The sequence below is a fragment of the Enterobacter cloacae complex sp. CARB60 genome (assembly GCF_036487345.1).
Classification (GTDB): domain Bacteria; phylum Pseudomonadota; class Gammaproteobacteria; order Enterobacterales; family Enterobacteriaceae; genus Enterobacter; species Enterobacter asburiae_D.
In genome coordinates this window covers 3,241,235-3,256,712 of sequence record NZ_JAZKLC010000002.1, presented here as the reverse complement: position 1 = coordinate 3,256,712, position 15,478 = coordinate 3,241,235, and the positions used below count along the sequence as shown (strand labels likewise).

14 protein-coding genes are annotated in these 15,478 nt (G+C 58.9%); 9 read left to right on the top strand and 5 right to left on the bottom strand.

Features of this window, described 5'->3' with window-relative positions; genetic code table 11:
• Positions 1 to 2: 2 nt before the first annotated feature.
• Positions 3 to 902 carry a glycyl-radical enzyme activating protein gene (locus V4835_RS16710; protein WP_331412917.1) on the bottom strand — a complete coding sequence of 300 codons (900 nt, stop codon included), beginning with the start codon at positions 900 to 902 and terminating at the stop codon, positions 3 to 5.
• A 128-nt stretch (positions 903 to 1,030) separates the two neighbouring features.
• Here V4835_RS16710 and fsa point away from each other — a divergent pair, with 128 nt between their 5' ends.
• Complete coding sequence (fsa, locus tag V4835_RS16705; protein WP_010428983.1) at positions 1,031 to 1,693, top strand: fructose-6-phosphate aldolase; 663 nt, start codon at positions 1,031 to 1,033, stop codon at positions 1,691 to 1,693.
• Between the two features lie 89 nt (positions 1,694 to 1,782).
• Here fsa and moeB read toward each other — a convergent pair whose 3' ends face one another.
• Positions 1,783 to 2,535, bottom strand: a complete 753-nt coding sequence (gene moeB, locus V4835_RS16700; RefSeq protein WP_331412914.1) for a molybdopterin-synthase adenylyltransferase MoeB — start codon at positions 2,533 to 2,535, stop codon at positions 1,783 to 1,785.
• Between the two features lies 1 nt (position 2,536).
• Positions 2,537 to 3,769 carry a molybdopterin molybdotransferase MoeA gene (gene moeA / locus V4835_RS16695; RefSeq protein WP_331412912.1) on the bottom strand — a complete coding sequence of 411 codons (1,233 nt, stop codon included), beginning with the start codon at positions 3,767 to 3,769 and terminating at the stop codon, positions 2,537 to 2,539.
• Between the two features lie 188 nt (positions 3,770 to 3,957).
• On the opposite strand from moeA, the gene iaaA reads away from it, so the two are divergent.
• The 5 genes from iaaA to gsiD are packed head-to-tail and all read left to right on the top strand — an operon-like array spanning position 3,958 to position 10,180.
• Complete coding sequence (gene iaaA, locus V4835_RS16690) at positions 3,958 to 4,896, top strand: beta-aspartyl-peptidase (RefSeq protein ID WP_331412911.1); 939 nt, start codon at positions 3,958 to 3,960, stop codon at positions 4,894 to 4,896.
• A gap of 11 nt (positions 4,897 to 4,907) precedes the next feature.
• A complete protein-coding gene (gene gsiA / locus V4835_RS16685) occupies positions 4,908 to 6,779 on the top strand; it encodes a glutathione ABC transporter ATP-binding protein GsiA (RefSeq protein ID WP_311390881.1) in 1,872 nt (623 codons plus the stop codon).
• 23 nt (positions 6,780 to 6,802) lie between these two features.
• Positions 6,803 to 8,341, top strand: a complete 1,539-nt coding sequence (gene gsiB, locus V4835_RS16680) for a glutathione ABC transporter substrate-binding protein GsiB (protein ID WP_331412909.1) — start codon at positions 6,803 to 6,805, stop codon at positions 8,339 to 8,341.
• Between the two features lie 5 nt (positions 8,342 to 8,346).
• Entirely contained in the window at positions 8,347 to 9,267 is a 921-nt protein-coding gene (gene gsiC, locus V4835_RS16675) for a glutathione ABC transporter permease GsiC (protein ID WP_331412908.1), read from the top strand.
• A gap of 1 nt (position 9,268) precedes the next feature.
• On the top strand, positions 9,269 to 10,180 hold the full coding sequence (gsiD, locus tag V4835_RS16670; protein ID WP_193941952.1) for a glutathione ABC transporter permease GsiD: 912 nt from the start codon (positions 9,269 to 9,271) through the stop codon (positions 10,178 to 10,180).
• 63 nt (positions 10,181 to 10,243) lie between these two features.
• Here gsiD and rimO read toward each other — a convergent pair whose 3' ends face one another.
• Positions 10,244 to 11,569 (bottom strand): 30S ribosomal protein S12 methylthiotransferase RimO, encoded by a 1,326-nt coding sequence (gene rimO / locus V4835_RS16665; protein WP_331412907.1) that lies wholly within the window; start codon positions 11,567 to 11,569, stop codon positions 10,244 to 10,246.
• A gap of 216 nt (positions 11,570 to 11,785) precedes the next feature.
• On the opposite strand from rimO, the gene bssR reads away from it, so the two are divergent.
• Together bssR and V4835_RS16655 are read left to right on the top strand one after the other, a co-directional pair.
• Positions 11,786 to 12,169: a biofilm formation regulator BssR gene (gene bssR / locus V4835_RS16660; RefSeq protein ID WP_023310914.1), complete on the top strand. Its 384-nt coding sequence runs from the start codon at positions 11,786 to 11,788 to the stop codon at positions 12,167 to 12,169.
• A gap of 107 nt (positions 12,170 to 12,276) precedes the next feature.
• Positions 12,277 to 13,395: a PQQ-dependent sugar dehydrogenase gene (locus V4835_RS16655; protein WP_331412906.1), complete on the top strand. Its 1,119-nt coding sequence runs from the start codon at positions 12,277 to 12,279 to the stop codon at positions 13,393 to 13,395.
• On the opposite strand, the gene V4835_RS16650 is transcribed toward V4835_RS16655, so the two are convergent.
• Entirely contained in the window at positions 13,396 to 14,022 is a 627-nt protein-coding gene (locus tag V4835_RS16650; protein ID WP_331412905.1) for a glutathione S-transferase family protein, read from the bottom strand.
• 241 nt (positions 14,023 to 14,263) lie between these two features.
• Between V4835_RS16650 and dacC the strand changes: the two genes are divergently transcribed.
• Positions 14,264 to 15,469, top strand: coding sequence for a serine-type D-Ala-D-Ala carboxypeptidase (dacC, locus tag V4835_RS16645; protein WP_063143225.1), 1,206 nt, complete (start codon positions 14,264 to 14,266; stop codon positions 15,467 to 15,469).
• The last annotated feature ends 9 nt before the right edge of the window (positions 15,470 to 15,478 follow it).

Here is a 15,478-nt window from a genome sequence, read left to right as displayed (position 1 = left end):
GTTTATCCTCGTAAGGTCGCGGTTAACCCTTTCTGGCAGGCGTACTGCTGCGCGAAGTCCAGCAGGGCAGGGTTATCCAGCGGTTTGTCAGGGGCAGAGTAGGGTTGGCCGAGCAGGGTGTATTTGTTCATGCCCAGCGTGTGATACGGCAGAAAATGAATATCCTCGACGCCGAGTTCGTCAGCGGCGAAGTTGGTAATGGCGGTTATGGACGCTTCATCCGCGTTAAAGCCCTGGATCAGCGGCACGCGGATGGTGATTTTTTTCCCGACCGCGGCAAGGCGTTTCAGGTTGTCCAGGATCCGCTTAGCCGAACCGTCCGTCCACTGTTTGAAGACTTCACCGTCGACGTGCTTCAGGTCGGCGAGGAACAGATCGACGTAGGGTAATGACGGCTCGATATAATGCCACGGTACGTGAAGGCAGGTTTCCACGGCGGTGTGGATCCCCTGTTCGTGGCTGGCTTTAAACAGCGCGTGCGCCAGCTCTGGGTTCATAAACGGTTCGCCGCCGGAGAGGGTGATGCCGCCGCCGCTGCGGTCGTAGAAGGGTTTATCGCGCAGCACGGTCGCCATGATCTCCTCGACCTGCTGTTCTTCACCGCAGACGGTCAGCGCCTGCGTCGGGCAGCAGTCGGTAAGGGCGGTGAGCGTGGCTTCATCAAGCTTCTCACGATGAATGACCAGCCCGTTCAGCGCGCGTTCGATACAGCCCGGTGCCGCCTGCTGACACAGGTCACAGCCGTCCAGGCACAGGCGTGCATCAAAGAGCACGTCCCGGCTGCGGGAGCGGCTTTCCGGGTTTTGGCACCAGCGACAGCCCAGCGAGCAGCCTTTCAGGAACACCACGGTTCGAATGCCGGGGCCATCGTGGGTAGAGTAACGCTGAATATTGAAGATCATGATTTCGCCTCTCATCTTGCATATGAAGATTAAATGACTTTCGAATGAAAGTTATCTTGATGCAAGTCAACTACTGAGCAGGTTTTGTCGTGATAGGGTAAGTGCAGGCTAATTTTGAGGGTGACATCATGGAACTTTATCTCGACACATCTGACGTTGCGGCAGTCAAAAAGCTGGCGCGTATCTTCCCGCTGGCGGGCGTGACCACTAACCCAAGCATTGTGGCCGCAGGTAAAACGCCGCTGGACGTGTTGCTGCCAGAGCTGCACGACGCGCTGGGCGGCAAAGGCCGTTTGTTCGCCCAGGTGATGGCGACCACCGCGGAAGGCATGGTGGAGGACGCGCGTAAGCTGCGCGCCATCATTAACGACCTGGTGGTGAAAGTGCCGGTAACCGCCGAAGGGCTGGCGGCGATCAAGATGCTGAAAGCAGAGGGTATCCCGACGCTGGGTACGGCGGTATACGGCGCCGCGCAGGGGATGCTCTCCGCGCTGGCGGGTGCAGAGTATGTGGCGCCTTACGTTAACCGCGTGGATGCGCAGGGCGGGGACGGGATCCAGACTGTTGTGGAATTACAGCAGCTGCTGACATTGCACGCCCCGCAGTCAAAGGTGCTGGCCGCGAGCTTTAAAACGCCGCGTCAGGCGCTGGACTGCCTGCTGGCAGGGTGCGAGTCCATCACGCTGCCGCTGGACGTGGCGCAGCAGTTTATTACCTCTCCGGCAGTAGACGCGGCGATTGTGAAGTTTGAGCAGGACTGGCAGGGCGCGTTTGGACGGACGTCTATCTAACGGGTGCGGCCTGATGCCCTCACCCCAACCCTCTCCCACAGGGAGAGGGAGCAAACATTAAAACGGCAACCTGAAGGTTGCCGTTTGCTTTAACCTCTACAAACCTCACACCCCGGGTTACGCATCAGCTTCATCTCGCGGAACTGGCAGGTCATCGCGTCATACATCACGATTTTCCCCGCGGCAGGCGTGCCGTAGTGCGCCAGGACTTTGATCGCTTCCATCGCCTGCAGTGAGCCAATCACGCCGACCAGCGGCGCCATCACGCCCGCCTCAACGCAGGTCAGGGCGTTCTCGCCGAACAGGCGGCTCAGGCAGCGGTAGCAGGGTTCGCCTTCCGCGTACGTGAAGACGCTGATTTGCCCCTCCATGCGGATCGCCGCGCCGGAGACCAGCGGGATTTTGTGGGCAAAACAGCCTGCGTTGAGCTGGTTACGGACGGTGACGTTATCGGTGCAGTCCAGCACCAGGTCGTGCTGCGCAATCTGCGCGGACAACGCGTCGTCATCCAGCATCGCGTCAATCTGGGTGAACTGAACGTTGGGGTTGATGCGCGACAGCGCCGTGCGGGCAGAGTCCACTTTCGGCTGGCCAACCGTCGCGTCGCTGTGCAGCGTCTGGCGCTGCAGGTTGGACACCGATACGGTATCGAAATCCAGCAGCGTCATCCTGCCCACGCCCGCCGCCGCAAGATACTGCGCGGCGGCGCAGCCCAGACCGCCGAGCCCGACAACCAGCACGCTTGCTGCCTTAAGCGCTTCCTGGCCCTCGAAGTCAAACCCGCGCAGCACAATCTGGCGGTTGTAGCGCATCATCTCCGGGTCGCTCAGCTCCACCGTCATGTCAGCCTCCGAACAGGTGGTTAAAACGTTCTACCTCAACCCACTCGCCTGCTTCCACATTGCCGCGCTCGCGCTCCAGCACGATAAAGCAGTTGCCCTGGCTGAAGGAGCTGAAAATATGCGAGCCCTGGTGCCCGGTGGTGCTCACTTCCAATTCGCCGTCCGCGCTGCGCGCCAGAATGCCGCGCTGGAAATCGAGGCGGCCCGGTGATTTTTTCAGGCGCGTGGCGGCGCGCACGCGCTGACGTTCAGGCAGCGGGCTGGCCTTGTTGCCTGAAAGCTTCGCCAGCAGCGGGATCGCCAGCTGGTAGAAGGTGAGTGCCGCCGAAACCGGGTTACCCGGCAGGCCGCAGAACCAGCTGTGTGGAAGCTTGCCAAACGCGAACGGTTTGCCCGGCTTGATAGCGAGCTTCCAGAAGGCGATTTCGCCCAGCTCTTCAAGAAGGGTTTTGGTGTAATCCGCTTCGCCCACGGAGACGCCGCCGGAGCTGATGACCACGTCGGCGGATTTATCCGCCTCAATAAACGCGGCGCGCAGTTTTTCCGGATCGTCAGGAATAATGCCGAGGTTAATCACGTCGCAGCCCAGCTGCTCCAGCATCAGGTGTACCGCCAGACGGTTGGTATCGTAAATCTGGCCCTCCTGCAGCGGCTGGCCCGGAAGCTGCAGCTCGTCGCCGGTGGAGAAAACGGCGACGCGCACTTTACGGATAACGTCGATTTCAGCAACGCCGAGCGACGCCAGCACGGGCAGTTCACCTACCGTCAGCTTCTGTCCGGCGGCAAAGACCGTTGCGCCAAGCGTGATATCTTCGCCCGTGCGGCGGATGTTCTGGCCCGCTTTGACGCTCGCGGTAAAACGCACGCCGTCGTCGGTCTGTTCGGTCTCTTCCTGCATTACCACGGCGTCACAACCGACCGGAACCGGTGCGCCGGTCATGATGCGTACGCAGGTGCCCGCAGGCCATTCACCGCTAAACGGCTGACCCGCAAAGGCTTTACCTGCCACCGGCAGGGTCTTACCCGTCTGGAGATCCGCCAGGCGTACCGCGTAACCGTCCATCGCGGAATTATCAAACCCCGGCACGTTAAGCGGAGAGACGATATCGCGCGCGGCGATACGGCCAAAACAGCGCACAAGGGGCAGCGTTTCAACGTCATGCAGCGGGGAAACTCGGTCAAGCATCTGCGTGAGTGCCGTCTCAAGCGGCATCAGTCCGGCGGTAAAATCCATGGTGGGCTCCTGCGGAGTAACAACGAAAGCGCTCATTATGGCAGAAAAGTGCGGCTAACTGTATGACCCGATGGGTGTACGCTTTACATCACAGTTACGTCTTTCTATATTCAAAAATCATCTGAAGTTTCATCGACGATAATGATATTTATAGAAAAAGCCGCAAATCAGGCTAACGGGTGATGCGAATGGTTAATGCGGTAATCGCAATTCATGGTGGCGCCGGGGCAATCACCCGAGCACAGCTCAGTCCCGAGCAGGAAAAGCGTTATATCGACGCGCTGTACGCCATTGTGGAAACGGGCCAGAAAATGCTGGAAGCGGGCGAAAGCGCGCTGGATGTGGTCACCGAGGCGGTGCGGCTGCTGGAAGAGTGCCCGTTATTTAACGCGGGGATTGGTTCGGTCTTTACCCGGGATGAAACGCACGAGCTGGATGCCTGCGTGATGGACGGCGTCACCCTGAAAGCGGGCGCCGTGGCGGGCGTAAGTCATCTGCGTAATCCGGTGCTGGCGGCGCGTCTGGTGATGGAAGCGAGTCCGCACGTGCTGCTGACGGGGGCCGGGGCAGAGAGGTTTGCCTTCGAGCACGGAATGGAACCGGTATCGCCGGATCTGTTTTCCACGGAAGCGCGCTATCAGCAGCTGCTGGAAGCCCGTTCGGCGGGCATGACGCAGCTTGACCACAGTGCGCCGCTGGATGAAACCACCAAAATGGGCACGGTCGGCGCGGTAGCGCTCGATAAGGCCGGAAACCTCGCGGCGGCGACGTCAACCGGCGGGATGACCAACAAGCTGCCCGGACGCGTCGGCGATAGCCCGCTGCCGGGCGCCGGCTGCTATGCCAATAACGCGACGGCGGCGGTGTCGTGTACCGGAACCGGGGAAGTGTTTATCCGCGCCCTCGCGGCCTACGACATCACCGCGCTGATGGATTACGGCGGTTTAAGCCTCAGTGAAGCCTGCGAGCGCGTGGTGATGGAAAAACTGCCTGCGCTTGGCGGCGTCGGCGGGCTCATTGCGGTGGATCGTGAGGGCAACGTGGCTTTGCCGTTCAACAGCGAAGGCATGTATCGCGCCTGGGGTTATGCCGGTGATGAACCGAGCACGGGCATCTATCGTGAATAAGGGGGCAGCGCGTGCCGCACAGTGAAGAACTGGACAACCGTGAAGTGCTGGCTGTCCATCAGCTCAATATTGCGTTTCAGGAAGAGCGGCAGTTCATCCCCGCAGTACAGAATTTATCGTTCACGCTCAGGCGCGGCGAGACGCTGGCGATTGTTGGCGAGTCCGGCTCCGGTAAATCGGTCACCGCGCTGGCGCTGATGCGCCTGCTGGAACAGACGGGCGGGCAAATCAGCAGCGAGAAAATGCTCCTGCGCCGCCGCAACCGTCAGGTCATTGATTTAACTGAGCTGAGCGGTTCGCAGATGCAGGGCGTGCGCGGGGCGGATATTGCGATGATCTTCCAGGAGCCGATGACCTCCCTGAACCCGGTTTTTCCGGTCGGGGAACAAATCGCCGAGTCCATCCGCCTGCATCAGGGGCTGAGCGGCGATGAAGCGCTCAACGAGGCCCGACGGATGCTGGAGCTGGTGCGCATTCCGGAGGCGCAGGCCATTCTGGGGCGCTATCCGCATCAGCTTTCCGGCGGCATGCGCCAGCGGGTAATGATTGCCATGGCGCTCTCGTGCCGTCCGGCGGTGCTGATTGCCGATGAACCGACGACGGCGCTGGACGTGACGATCCAGGCGCAGATCCTGCAGCTCATCAAAGTGCTGCAGCAGGAGATGGAGATGGGGGTGATATTTATCACCCACGATATGGGCGTGGTCGCCGATATCGCCGATCGGGTGCTGGTGATGCACAAGGGCAGCGCGGTGGAAACCGGCCCGGTCGAGCAGATTTTTCACGCGCCCGTGCATCCTTACACCAAAGCGCTGCTGGCGGCGGTTCCGCGCCTGGGGGCGATGAACGGCAGCGATTTGCCGCGCCGCTTCCCCCTGATTTCTCTCGAGGCGTCTGAGCAGCAGGAGGATGAGCGCGAGCAGGACACCGTGGTGCCGGGCAAGCCCATTCTTGAAGTGCGCGATCTGGTCACCCGTTTTCCGCTGCGCAGCGGCGTGTTGAACCGCGTAAAGCGCGAAGTGCACGCGGTGGAAAACGTCAGCTTCGATCTCTGGCCGGGCGAAACGCTGGCGCTGGTGGGGGAGTCCGGCTGCGGTAAATCCACCACCGGGCGCGCGTTGCTTCGTCTGGTGGAATCACAGGAAGGCAGCATTACCTTTAACGGTGAGCGTATTGATACCCTTCCGGACAGCAGGCTGCAGGCGGTGCGGCGGGATATTCAGTTTATTTTCCAGGACCCGTATGCCTCCCTCGATCCGCGCCATACGGTGGGGTATTCGATCATGGAGCCGCTGCGGGTACATAACCTGCTCGACGGTGAAGCGGCACAGCGTCGCGTGGCCTGGCTGCTGGAGCGCGTCGGCCTGAAGCCGGAACACGCCTGGCGTTATCCGCACGAGTTTTCCGGCGGACAGCGGCAGCGTATCTGCATCGCCCGCGCGCTGGCGCTGAACCCGAAAGTGGTGATTGCCGATGAGTCCGTCTCGGCGCTGGATGTCTCTATCCGGGCGCAGATCATCAACTTATTACTGGATTTACAGCGGGATATGGGGATTGCCTTCCTGTTTATCTCGCACGATATGGCCGTAGTCGAGCGCATCAGCCATCGCGTGGCGGTGATGTTTATGGGGCAGATCGTGGAGATTGGGCCGCGAAGAGCGGTGTTTGAGAACCCGCAGCACCCGTATACCCGCAAGCTTATCGCGGCGGTCCCGGTTGCCGATCCGGCGCATCGTCACGGCCAGCGCGTGCTGCTGCAGGATGAAATGCCGAGCAATATTCGTAAACGCGGCGAGGCCGTAGAGCGCGTGACGCTGCGCGAGGTCGGTCCGGGGCATTTCGTCGCTCCCCCGCGTCAGGACAATGCGTTTTCGCGGTTATAACTTACAACAGGCAGGAGAACACAATGGTTACTTTTGTAGCGCGTAGATGGTTGTTAGCCGCGAGCGTGACGGCAGCCCTGGCCGCTGCCCCCGCGTTCGCTGCCAAAGACGTGGTGGTTGCCGTCGGCTCGAATTTCACCACGCTCGATCCGTATGACGCCAACGACACGCTTTCTCAGGCGGTGGCAAAATCGTTCTATCAGGGCCTTTTCGGCCTGGATAAAGAGATGAAGCTTAAAAACGTGCTGGCGGAGGGGTACACCGTGTCCGACGACGGGCTGGCGTATACCATTAAGCTCAGAACCGGCGTGAAGTTCCAGGATGGGACAGATTTCAACGCGGAAGCGGTGAAGGTTAACCTCGATCGCGCCAGCAATCCGGAAAATAGCCTCAAGCGCTATAACCTGTATAAAAATATCGCCAGCACCGAGGTGGTCGACCCGGCGACGGTAAAAATCACCCTGAAAGAGCCGTTCTCCGCGTTCATCAATATTTTGGCGCATCCGGCAACGGCGATGATTTCCCCTGCCGCGCTGAAGAAATACGGCAAGGAGATCGGCTTCCACCCTGTTGGCACCGGCCCTTACGAACTGCTCACCTGGAACCAGACCGATTTTGTGAAGGTGAAGAAATTCGCGGGTTACTGGCAGAAAGGGCTGCCGAAGCTGGACACCATCACCTGGCGCCCTGTGGTGGACAACAACACCCGCGCGGCGATGCTGCAAACCGGCGAGGCGCAGTTTGCCTTCCCGATCCCGTATGAGCAGGCCGCCATTTTGCAGAAAAACAGCAAGCTGGAGCTGGTCGCCAGCCCGTCGATCATGCAGCGCTACATCAGCATGAACGTCACGCAAAAGCCGTTCGATAACCCGAAGGTGCGTGAAGCCATCAACTACGCCATTAACCGTCAGGCACTGGTGAAGGTCGCCTTTGCGGGCTATGCCACCCCGGCGACCGGCGTGCTGCCGCCGGCTATCGCCTATGCGCAAAGCTATCAGCCGTGGCCGTACGATCCGGCCAAAGCGCGCGAGCTGCTGAAAGAGGCGGGCTTCCCGAACGGTTTCAGCACCACGCTGTGGTCCTCGCATAATCACAGTACCGCCCAGAAGGTGCTGCAGTTTACCCAGCAGCAGCTGGCGCAGGTCGGCATCAAGGCGCAGGTGACCGCGATGGATGCCGGACAGCGTGCGGCAGAAGTGGAGGGGAAAGGGCAGAAAGAGAGCGGGGTGCGGATGTTCTATACCGGCTGGACGGCCTCGACCGGTGAAGCCGACTGGGCGCTGTCGCCGCTGTTCGCCTCGCAGAACTGGCCGCCAACCCTGTTCAACACCGCGTTTTACAGCAATCCGCAGGTGGACAAAGACCTGACCGATGCCCTGAAAACCACCAAACCGGAAGAGAAAGCGCGCCTCTACAAAGACGCGCAGGATATTATCTGGAAAGAGTCACCGTGGGTGCCGCTGGTGGTGGAGAAACTGGTGTCAGCCCATAACAAAGCGTTGACCGGGTTCTACATCATGCCGGACACGGGCTTTAGCTTTGACGATGCGGATTTAAAATAAACCTCATGCTGAATTATGTTTGTAAACGCCTGCTGGGGCTTATTCCGACGCTGCTGATTGTGACGGTCCTGGTGTTTCTGTTTGTCCATATGCTGCCGGGCGATCCGGCGCGTCTGGTTGCCGGGCCTGAAGCGGATGCCACCGTTATTGACCTGGTGCGTAAGCAGCTTGGCCTCGACCAGCCGCTGTATATGCAGTTCATCCATTACATCTGCAACGTTCTGCAGGGCGATTTTGGTATCTCGATGGTGTCGCGCCGTCCGGTGTCGGAGGAGATTGCCAGCCGCTTTATGCCGACGTTTTGGTTAACGATTGCCAGCATGAGCTGGGCGGTCGTGTTTGGGCTTGGCGCCGGGATTGTCGCAGCCGTCTGGCGCAACCGCTGGCCGGACAAGCTCGGCATGGCGCTGGCGGTGACCGGCATCTCCTTCCCGGCGTTCGCGCTGGGGATGCTGCTGATGCAGATCTTCTCCGTCGAGCTGGGCTGGCTGCCGACCGTCGGAGCCGATACCTGGAAGCATTACATCCTGCCTTCCATGACGCTGGGGGCTGCCGTGTCGGCGGTGATGGCCCGCTTTACCCGCGCCTCGTTCGTTGACGTGCTGAGCGAAGATTATATTCGGACCGCGCGGGCGAAAGGGGTCAGCGAGAAGTGGGTCATCCTCAAGCACGGGTTTCGCAATGCGATGATCCCGGTGGTGACGATGATGGGGCTGCAGTTTGGCTTCCTGCTGGGCGGCTCTATCGTCGTGGAAAAGGTCTTCAACTGGCCGGGGCTGGGACGCCTGCTGGTCGATTCCGTCGAGATGCGCGACTACCCGGTGATTCAGGCGGAAGTCCTGCTTTTCTCGCTGGAGTTTATTCTTATCAACTTAGTGGTGGACGTGCTCTACGCCGCCATTAACCCGGCCATCAGGTACAAGTAAGATGCGATTGTTGAACTGGCGACGTCAGGCCGTTTTAAACGCGATGCCGGGGCTAAAACCGGACCACGTCCGCACCCCGTGGTCCGAATTCTGGCGGCGTTTTCGCCGTCAGCCGGTCGCGATGACCGCGGGGCTGTTTGTGCTGCTGCTGATTGCGGTGGCGATCGTTGCGCCGTGGGTGGCGCCCTTTGATGCGGAAAACTATTTTGACTACGACCGCTTGAACGACGGACCGTCGATGCTGCACTGGTTCGGCGTGGACTCCCTCGGGCGCGATATCTTTAGCCGCGTGCTGGTCGGGGCACAGATTTCGCTTGCCGCCGGGGTGTTCGCGGTGCTGATCGGCGCGGCCATCGGTACCGTGCTGGGTCTCGTTGCCGGGTATTACGAAGGCTGGTGGGACCGCATCATCATGCGTATCTGCGACGTGCTGTTTGCTTTCCCCGGCATTTTGCTGGCGATTGCCGTGGTGGCGATCATGGGCAGCGGCATGGCGAACGTCATCATTGCGGTGGCGGTCTTTTCGATTCCGGCCTTTGCCCGTCTGGTGCGCGGCAACACGCTGGTGTTGAAACAGCAGACCTTTATCGAATCCGCCCGCAGTATGGGGGCCAGCGACGCCACCATCCTGTTCAGCCATATTCTGCCGGGTACGGTGTCGTCCATCGTGGTCTATTTCACCATGCGTATCGGCGTGTCGATTATCTCGGCGGCCAGCCTGTCGTTTCTGGGGTTAGGGGCGCAGCCTCCCACGCCGGAGTGGGGCGCGATGCTGAACGAGGCGAGGGCGGATATGGTGATTGCGCCGCACGTGGCGATCTTCCCGAGTCTGGCGATTTTTCTGACCGTGCTGGCGTTTAACCTGCTGGGGGACGGGCTGCGCGACGCGCTGGATCCGAGGATTAAGGGGTAGTGCAGTGAAATGTGCCGGGCGGCGGCTACGCCTTACCCGGCCTACAAAAGTGGAGTGGGGGGATTAAACCCGGCTACCCCACAGGTCATACTCATCCGCGTTTTCAACCTTCACGCGAATAATATCACCCGGCTTCACGCTGGTTTCGCCGTTCAGGTACACCGCGCCGTCGATTTCAGGGGCGTCCGCCATGCTGCGGCCAATCGCGCCTTCTTCGTCCACTTCGTCAACGATCACCATGATCTCGCGGCCCACTTTTTCCTGCAGACGCTCGGCAGAGATCTGCTGCTGCAGCTGCATGAAGCGGTTCCAGCGCTCTTCTTTCACCTCTTCCGGCACCTGGTCCGCCAGCTCGTTGGCGGTTGCGCCTTCTACCGGGCTGTACTTGAAGCAGCCTACGCGGTCCAGACGGGCTTCTTTGAGGAAGTCGAGCAGCATCTGGAAGTCTTCTTCGGTTTCACCCGGGAAGCCGACGATGAAGGTGGAGCGCAGGGTCAGATCCGGGCAGATCTCGCGCCACTGCTTGATGCGCGCCAGCTGGCGGTCAACGGAGCCAGGACGCTTCATCAGCTTCAGGATACGCGGGCTGGCGTGCTGCAGCGGGATATCCAGGTACGGCAGAATTTTGCCTTCCGCCATCAGCGGGATCACGTCGTCAACGTGCGGGTACGGGTAGACGTAGTGCAGACGCGTCCAGATACCGAGCTTAGCAAGCTGCTCGCACAGACCGACCATACTGGTTTTCACCGGCTCGCCGTTGTGGAAACCGGAGCGGTGTTTGACGTCCACGCCGTAGGCCGAGGTGTCCTGAGAGATGACCAGCAGCTCCTTCACGCCCGCATCGGCCAGACGTTTAGCTTCCGCCAGCACTTCGCCAATCGGACGGCTCACCAGATCGCCACGCATGGACGGGATGATGCAGAAGGTGCAGCGATGGTTGCAGCCTTCGGAAATTTTTAAGTAAGCGTAGTGGCGCGGCGTCAGCTTCACGCCCTGTTCCGGCACCAGGCTCAGGAACGGGTTGTGCTTTGGTTTTGGCACGTAGTGATGAACATGTTCCAGCACCTGCTCGTAGCTGTGCGGACCGGTGATCTCCAGCACCTTCGGGTGCACTTCGCGGATCTGGTCTTCTTTCGCGCCCAGACAGCCGGTAACAATCACTTTGCCGTTTTCCGTCAGGGCTTCACCGATGGCTTCCAGTGACTCCTGAACCGCGCTGTCGATAAACCCGCAGGTGTTAACGATCACCATATCGGCGTTGTCGTAGCTTGGCACCACGTCATAGCCCTCGGTGCGCAGTTCGGTCAGGATGCGTTCTGAATCCACCAGGTTTTTCGGGCAGCCCAGGGAGACGAAGCCGATTTTCGGCTGGTGCGTAACATTGCTCATAGGTTAAAAATTCATCAATTATGGAGTTATCAGGGCGGGATTTTACAGCGTATCGCGGGGGATTTATACACTCTTTGCAAGGCGGATGCGCCGGGCAGAGGTTGTAACATTGTAAATAATGTTAATCAGTTAATAAAAATTGATCCCAGGCATTAAACTGTACAAAAAATGTACTTATCCTGATTATGCACAATGGCTGACAGAGGAGGAAAGAGCATGACCGTTGACAGACTAAAACGCGATCTGCTGAACAAGCTGATCAACGCCCGAATCGACCTGGCCGCGTACCTGCAGTTGAGGAAGGCAAAAGGGTATATGTCAGTCAGCGAAAGCGAACATCTGCGTGATAACCTGTTTGAACTTTGCAATTTCATGCGTGAAAAAGCACCGACCCTGAAGGCGAAATACGGCGAAAGTGAGCTAATCGCACTGCGCCGGGCCGCTGAGGTGCTCTCCATCGCTGGGGTATGTTTGATGAATGGACGCCACGACTGCCCGAATTTTATCGCTGTTAACGCGGAGAAGCTTGAAAACTGCCTGACCACGCTCTCTCTATGCATCATGTGCCTGAACGAGCACGAGAAGCTTGAACAGCACTGAGCCCAGGGGGAGGCAACTCCCCCTTCTGATTAAGCTTTTGTAAAAGTGGTAACGCGCCCGGATGCAGTGGCTAACCTTTATGCCATATGCCGATAAAGGAGCGCGTTATGCCTCGATCCTCGCTAATTTCCCTGCCTGCGTTGTTCATTCCGTTTTCGCTTCTTGCTGCCCCTGAGGCGGTCAAGGTCGAGGTGCTGCAAAATAAACTCGATCACCCCTGGTCTCTGGCGTTTCTGCCGGACAATAAAGGCCTGCTGGTCACCCTGAAGGGCGGTCAGCTCAAACGCTGGCAGGCCGGAAAAGGGCTGTCCGATCCGATTGTCGGCGTGCCGAAGGTCTGGGCAAACGGTCAGGGAGGATTGCTGGACGTGGTCCTCGCCCCGGATTTTGAAAAATCGCGCCGCATCTGGCTGAGCTTCGCCGAAGAAGGGAGTGACGGCAAAGCCGGTACGGCGGTGGGCTATGGTCGATTGAGCGACGATTTTACGCGCATTGAAGCCTTCCAGGTGGTGTTCCGCCAGATGCCGAAACTCTCGACCGGTAACCATTTTGGTGGGCGACTGGTGTTCGACGGCAAAGGCGCTCTGTTTATCGGACTCGGCGAGAACAACCAGCGTCCGACGGCGCAGGATCTGGATAAATTGCAGGGTAAAGTGGTGCGCCTCACCGAAAACGGAAAAGTGCCGCCGGATAACCCCTTTGTGAATACCCCCGGCGCGCGACCCGAAATCTGGTCTTACGGCATACGCAATCCGCAGGGGATGGCGATGAATCCCTGGAGCGACACGCTGTGGCTGAACGAGCACGGCCCGCGCGGCGGGGATGAGATCAACATCCCGGAGAAAGGAAAGAACTACGGCTGGCCGCTGGCGACGCACGGCATCAACTACAGCGGTCTGAAAATTCCGGAAGCCAAAGGCGAGCACGTTGAGGGAACCGAAAAACCGCTGTTCGTCTGGAAAGTGTCACCTGCGGTCAGCGGCATGGCGTTCTACAACAGCGACGTCTTCCCGCAGTGGAAAAACAAGCTGTTTATTGGGGCGCTAAAGGAAAAAGACGTGATAGTGCTGAGCGTAGAGGGAAACAAGGTGACGGAGGACGGGCGCATTCTGGGCGACCGGAATCAACGTATTCGCGATGTGCGGGTGGGGCCGGACGGCTATTTATATGTGCTGACCGACGAGACGGACGGGCAGCTGTTAAAAGTCAGCCCGTCCGGTGCGTAATCAGGTGACCGGGATCATCACCACGTTGCGGTACGCCGGGCGATCGCTCAGCTGTTTAAGCCAGCGCTCAAGGTGAGGGCGCGGCGTCCACTTCAGGCCCATGTTGGTCAGGTTCCAGACGAACGGCGCCACGGCGATATCGCCTGTGCCGAACGCCTCACCGGAGAACCAGGCGTGCTTCGCCAGCTCGTCATCCATCATCGCAAACAGATTTTCGCAGACATCCTGCGCGGCATGAATAGCCGGATAGTCACGCTCGGCTTCCGGCGTGCGGATAAGCCCCATCAGGATCACGCGGTGGGTGGGTGAAAGCGTCTGGTTCGCCCAGTCCATCCACTTTTCGCCCTGGGCGCGGCGGGCCGGGCTTTCTACCCACAGGCGGCCCTGACCGTACTGGGCGGCGAGGTAACGCACAATGGTGTTGGACTCCCAAAGCGTCGCGTCTGTTTCATCATCGCGCAGCAGCGGCACCAGGCCGTTCGGGTTCATGGCCAGATAGTCGGCCTCTTTATTCACGCCAAACGACAGCCCGGCCATGATTTGATTGAACGGTAAATCCAGCTCTTCCAGCGTCCAGAGCACTTTCTTAACGTTGGTCGAATTATTCCTGCCCCACAGCGTAATCATATTTACTCCCGATGAGATGTGAATCCGAATCAGCTTCTCGTCATGGTGAGATAAACCTAACAATTACGCAACAGAAGACAAAAAAAACGTCTTAATCAAAGCGTATCTGAATGTTATTGCATAAACTTTAATAACTTTACCCTCGTTGGGTTTCTTTAACCGTTTTAGTGCGCTATTACTCATCGCTTCTTGCGACACGGTGATGTGACGTAATTTTTGAATGGACACTCGGGTGGCATTTATGACGCGTAAAATGACTTCTCTGCGCAGCCTGGCGGCAGGCTCTGCGCTCCTTTTCCTGTTTGCACCAACTCTCTACGCAGCTGAGCAGGCTGCACCAGAAGCGCCACCTGTCGATGCGCGCGCCTGGATCCTGATGGACTACTCCAGCGGTAAAGTGCTGGCGGAAGGGAATGCGGATGAGAAACTCGATCCGGCAAGCCTGACCAAAATCATGACCAGCTATGTGGTAGGCCAGGCGTTGAAAGCGGGCAAGATCAAGCTGGACGATATGGTCACCATCGGGAAGGATGCCTGGGCCACCGGCAACCCGGCGCTGCGCGGGTCTTCAGTGATGTTCCTGAAGCCAGGGGATCAGGTCTCCGTATCTGATTTGAATAAAGGGGTGATTATCCAGTCCGGCAATGACGCCTGTATCGCGCTGGCGGATTACGTCGCGGGAAGTCAGGATTCATTTATCGGTCTGATGAATGGCTACGCGCAGAAGTTGGGCTTAACCAACACCACGTTCAAAACGGTTCACGGTCTGGATTCCCCGGGACAGTTCAGTACCGCGCGCGACATGGCGCTGCTGGGAAAAGCGCTGATCCACGACGTGCCGGATGAATACGCCATTCATAAAGAGAAAGAGTTTACCTTCAATAAAATCCGCCAGCCGAACCGCAACCGCCTGCTGTGGAGCAGCAACGTTAACGTGGACGGGATGAAAACCGGCACCACGGCGGGTGCAGGCTATAACCTGGTGGCCTCCGCGACGCAGGGCGACATGCGCCTGATTTCGGTGGTGCTGGGGACCAAAACCGACCGCATCCGTTTTAACGAATCAGAAAAACTCCTGACCTGGGGCTTCCGCTTCTATGAAACCGTGACGCCGATTAAACCGGATGCCACGTTCGTCAGCCAGCGCGTCTGGTTCGGCGACAAGAGCGAAGTGAATCTGGGCGCCGGTGAAGGCGGCTCGGTGACCATTCCGCGCGGTCAGCTGAAAAACCTGAAGGCCAGCTTTACCCTGACCGACCCGCAGCTCACCGCCCCGCTGAAGAAAGGCCAGGTGGTCGGGACGATTGATTTCCAGCTAAACGGTAAGTCGATTGAACAGCGTCCGCTGATTGTAATGGAAGCGGTGGAAGAGGGCGGCTTCTTCAGCCGGATGTGGGATTTCGTGATGATGAAATTCCACGGGTGGTTTGGCAGCTGGTTCAGCTAAGTTTTTTGC

Excerpts from the sequence above, each read along its gene's own strand:
- dacC (WP_063143225.1), top strand. The coding sequence starts at position 14,264 with ATGACGCGTAAAATGACTTCTCTGCGCAGCCTGGCGGCAGGCTCTGCG.
- V4835_RS16655 (WP_331412906.1), top strand. The coding sequence starts at position 12,277 with ATGCCTCGATCCTCGCTAATTTCCCTGCCTGCGTTGTTCATTCCGTTT.
- V4835_RS16650 (WP_331412905.1), bottom strand. The coding sequence starts at position 14,022 with ATGATTACGCTGTGGGGCAGGAATAATTCGACCAACGTTAAGAAAGTG.
- gsiC (WP_331412908.1), top strand. The coding sequence starts at position 8,347 with ATGCTGAATTATGTTTGTAAACGCCTGCTGGGGCTTATTCCGACGCTG.
- V4835_RS16710 (WP_331412917.1), bottom strand. The coding sequence starts at position 902 with ATGATCTTCAATATTCAGCGTTACTCTACCCACGATGGCCCCGGCATT.
- fsa (WP_010428983.1), top strand. The coding sequence starts at position 1,031 with ATGGAACTTTATCTCGACACATCTGACGTTGCGGCAGTCAAAAAGCTG.
- moeA (WP_331412912.1), bottom strand. The coding sequence starts at position 3,769 with ATGGATTTTACCGCCGGACTGATGCCGCTTGAGACGGCACTCACGCAG.
- rimO (WP_331412907.1), bottom strand. The coding sequence starts at position 11,569 with ATGAGCAATGTTACGCACCAGCCGAAAATCGGCTTCGTCTCCCTGGGC.
- gsiD (WP_193941952.1), top strand. The coding sequence starts at position 9,269 with ATGCGATTGTTGAACTGGCGACGTCAGGCCGTTTTAAACGCGATGCCG.
- gsiB (WP_331412909.1), top strand. The coding sequence starts at position 6,803 with ATGGTTACTTTTGTAGCGCGTAGATGGTTGTTAGCCGCGAGCGTGACG.
- bssR (WP_023310914.1), top strand. The coding sequence starts at position 11,786 with ATGACCGTTGACAGACTAAAACGCGATCTGCTGAACAAGCTGATCAAC.
- moeB (WP_331412914.1), bottom strand. The coding sequence starts at position 2,535 with ATGACGGTGGAGCTGAGCGACCCGGAGATGATGCGCTACAACCGCCAG.
- iaaA (WP_331412911.1), top strand. The coding sequence starts at position 3,958 with ATGGTTAATGCGGTAATCGCAATTCATGGTGGCGCCGGGGCAATCACC.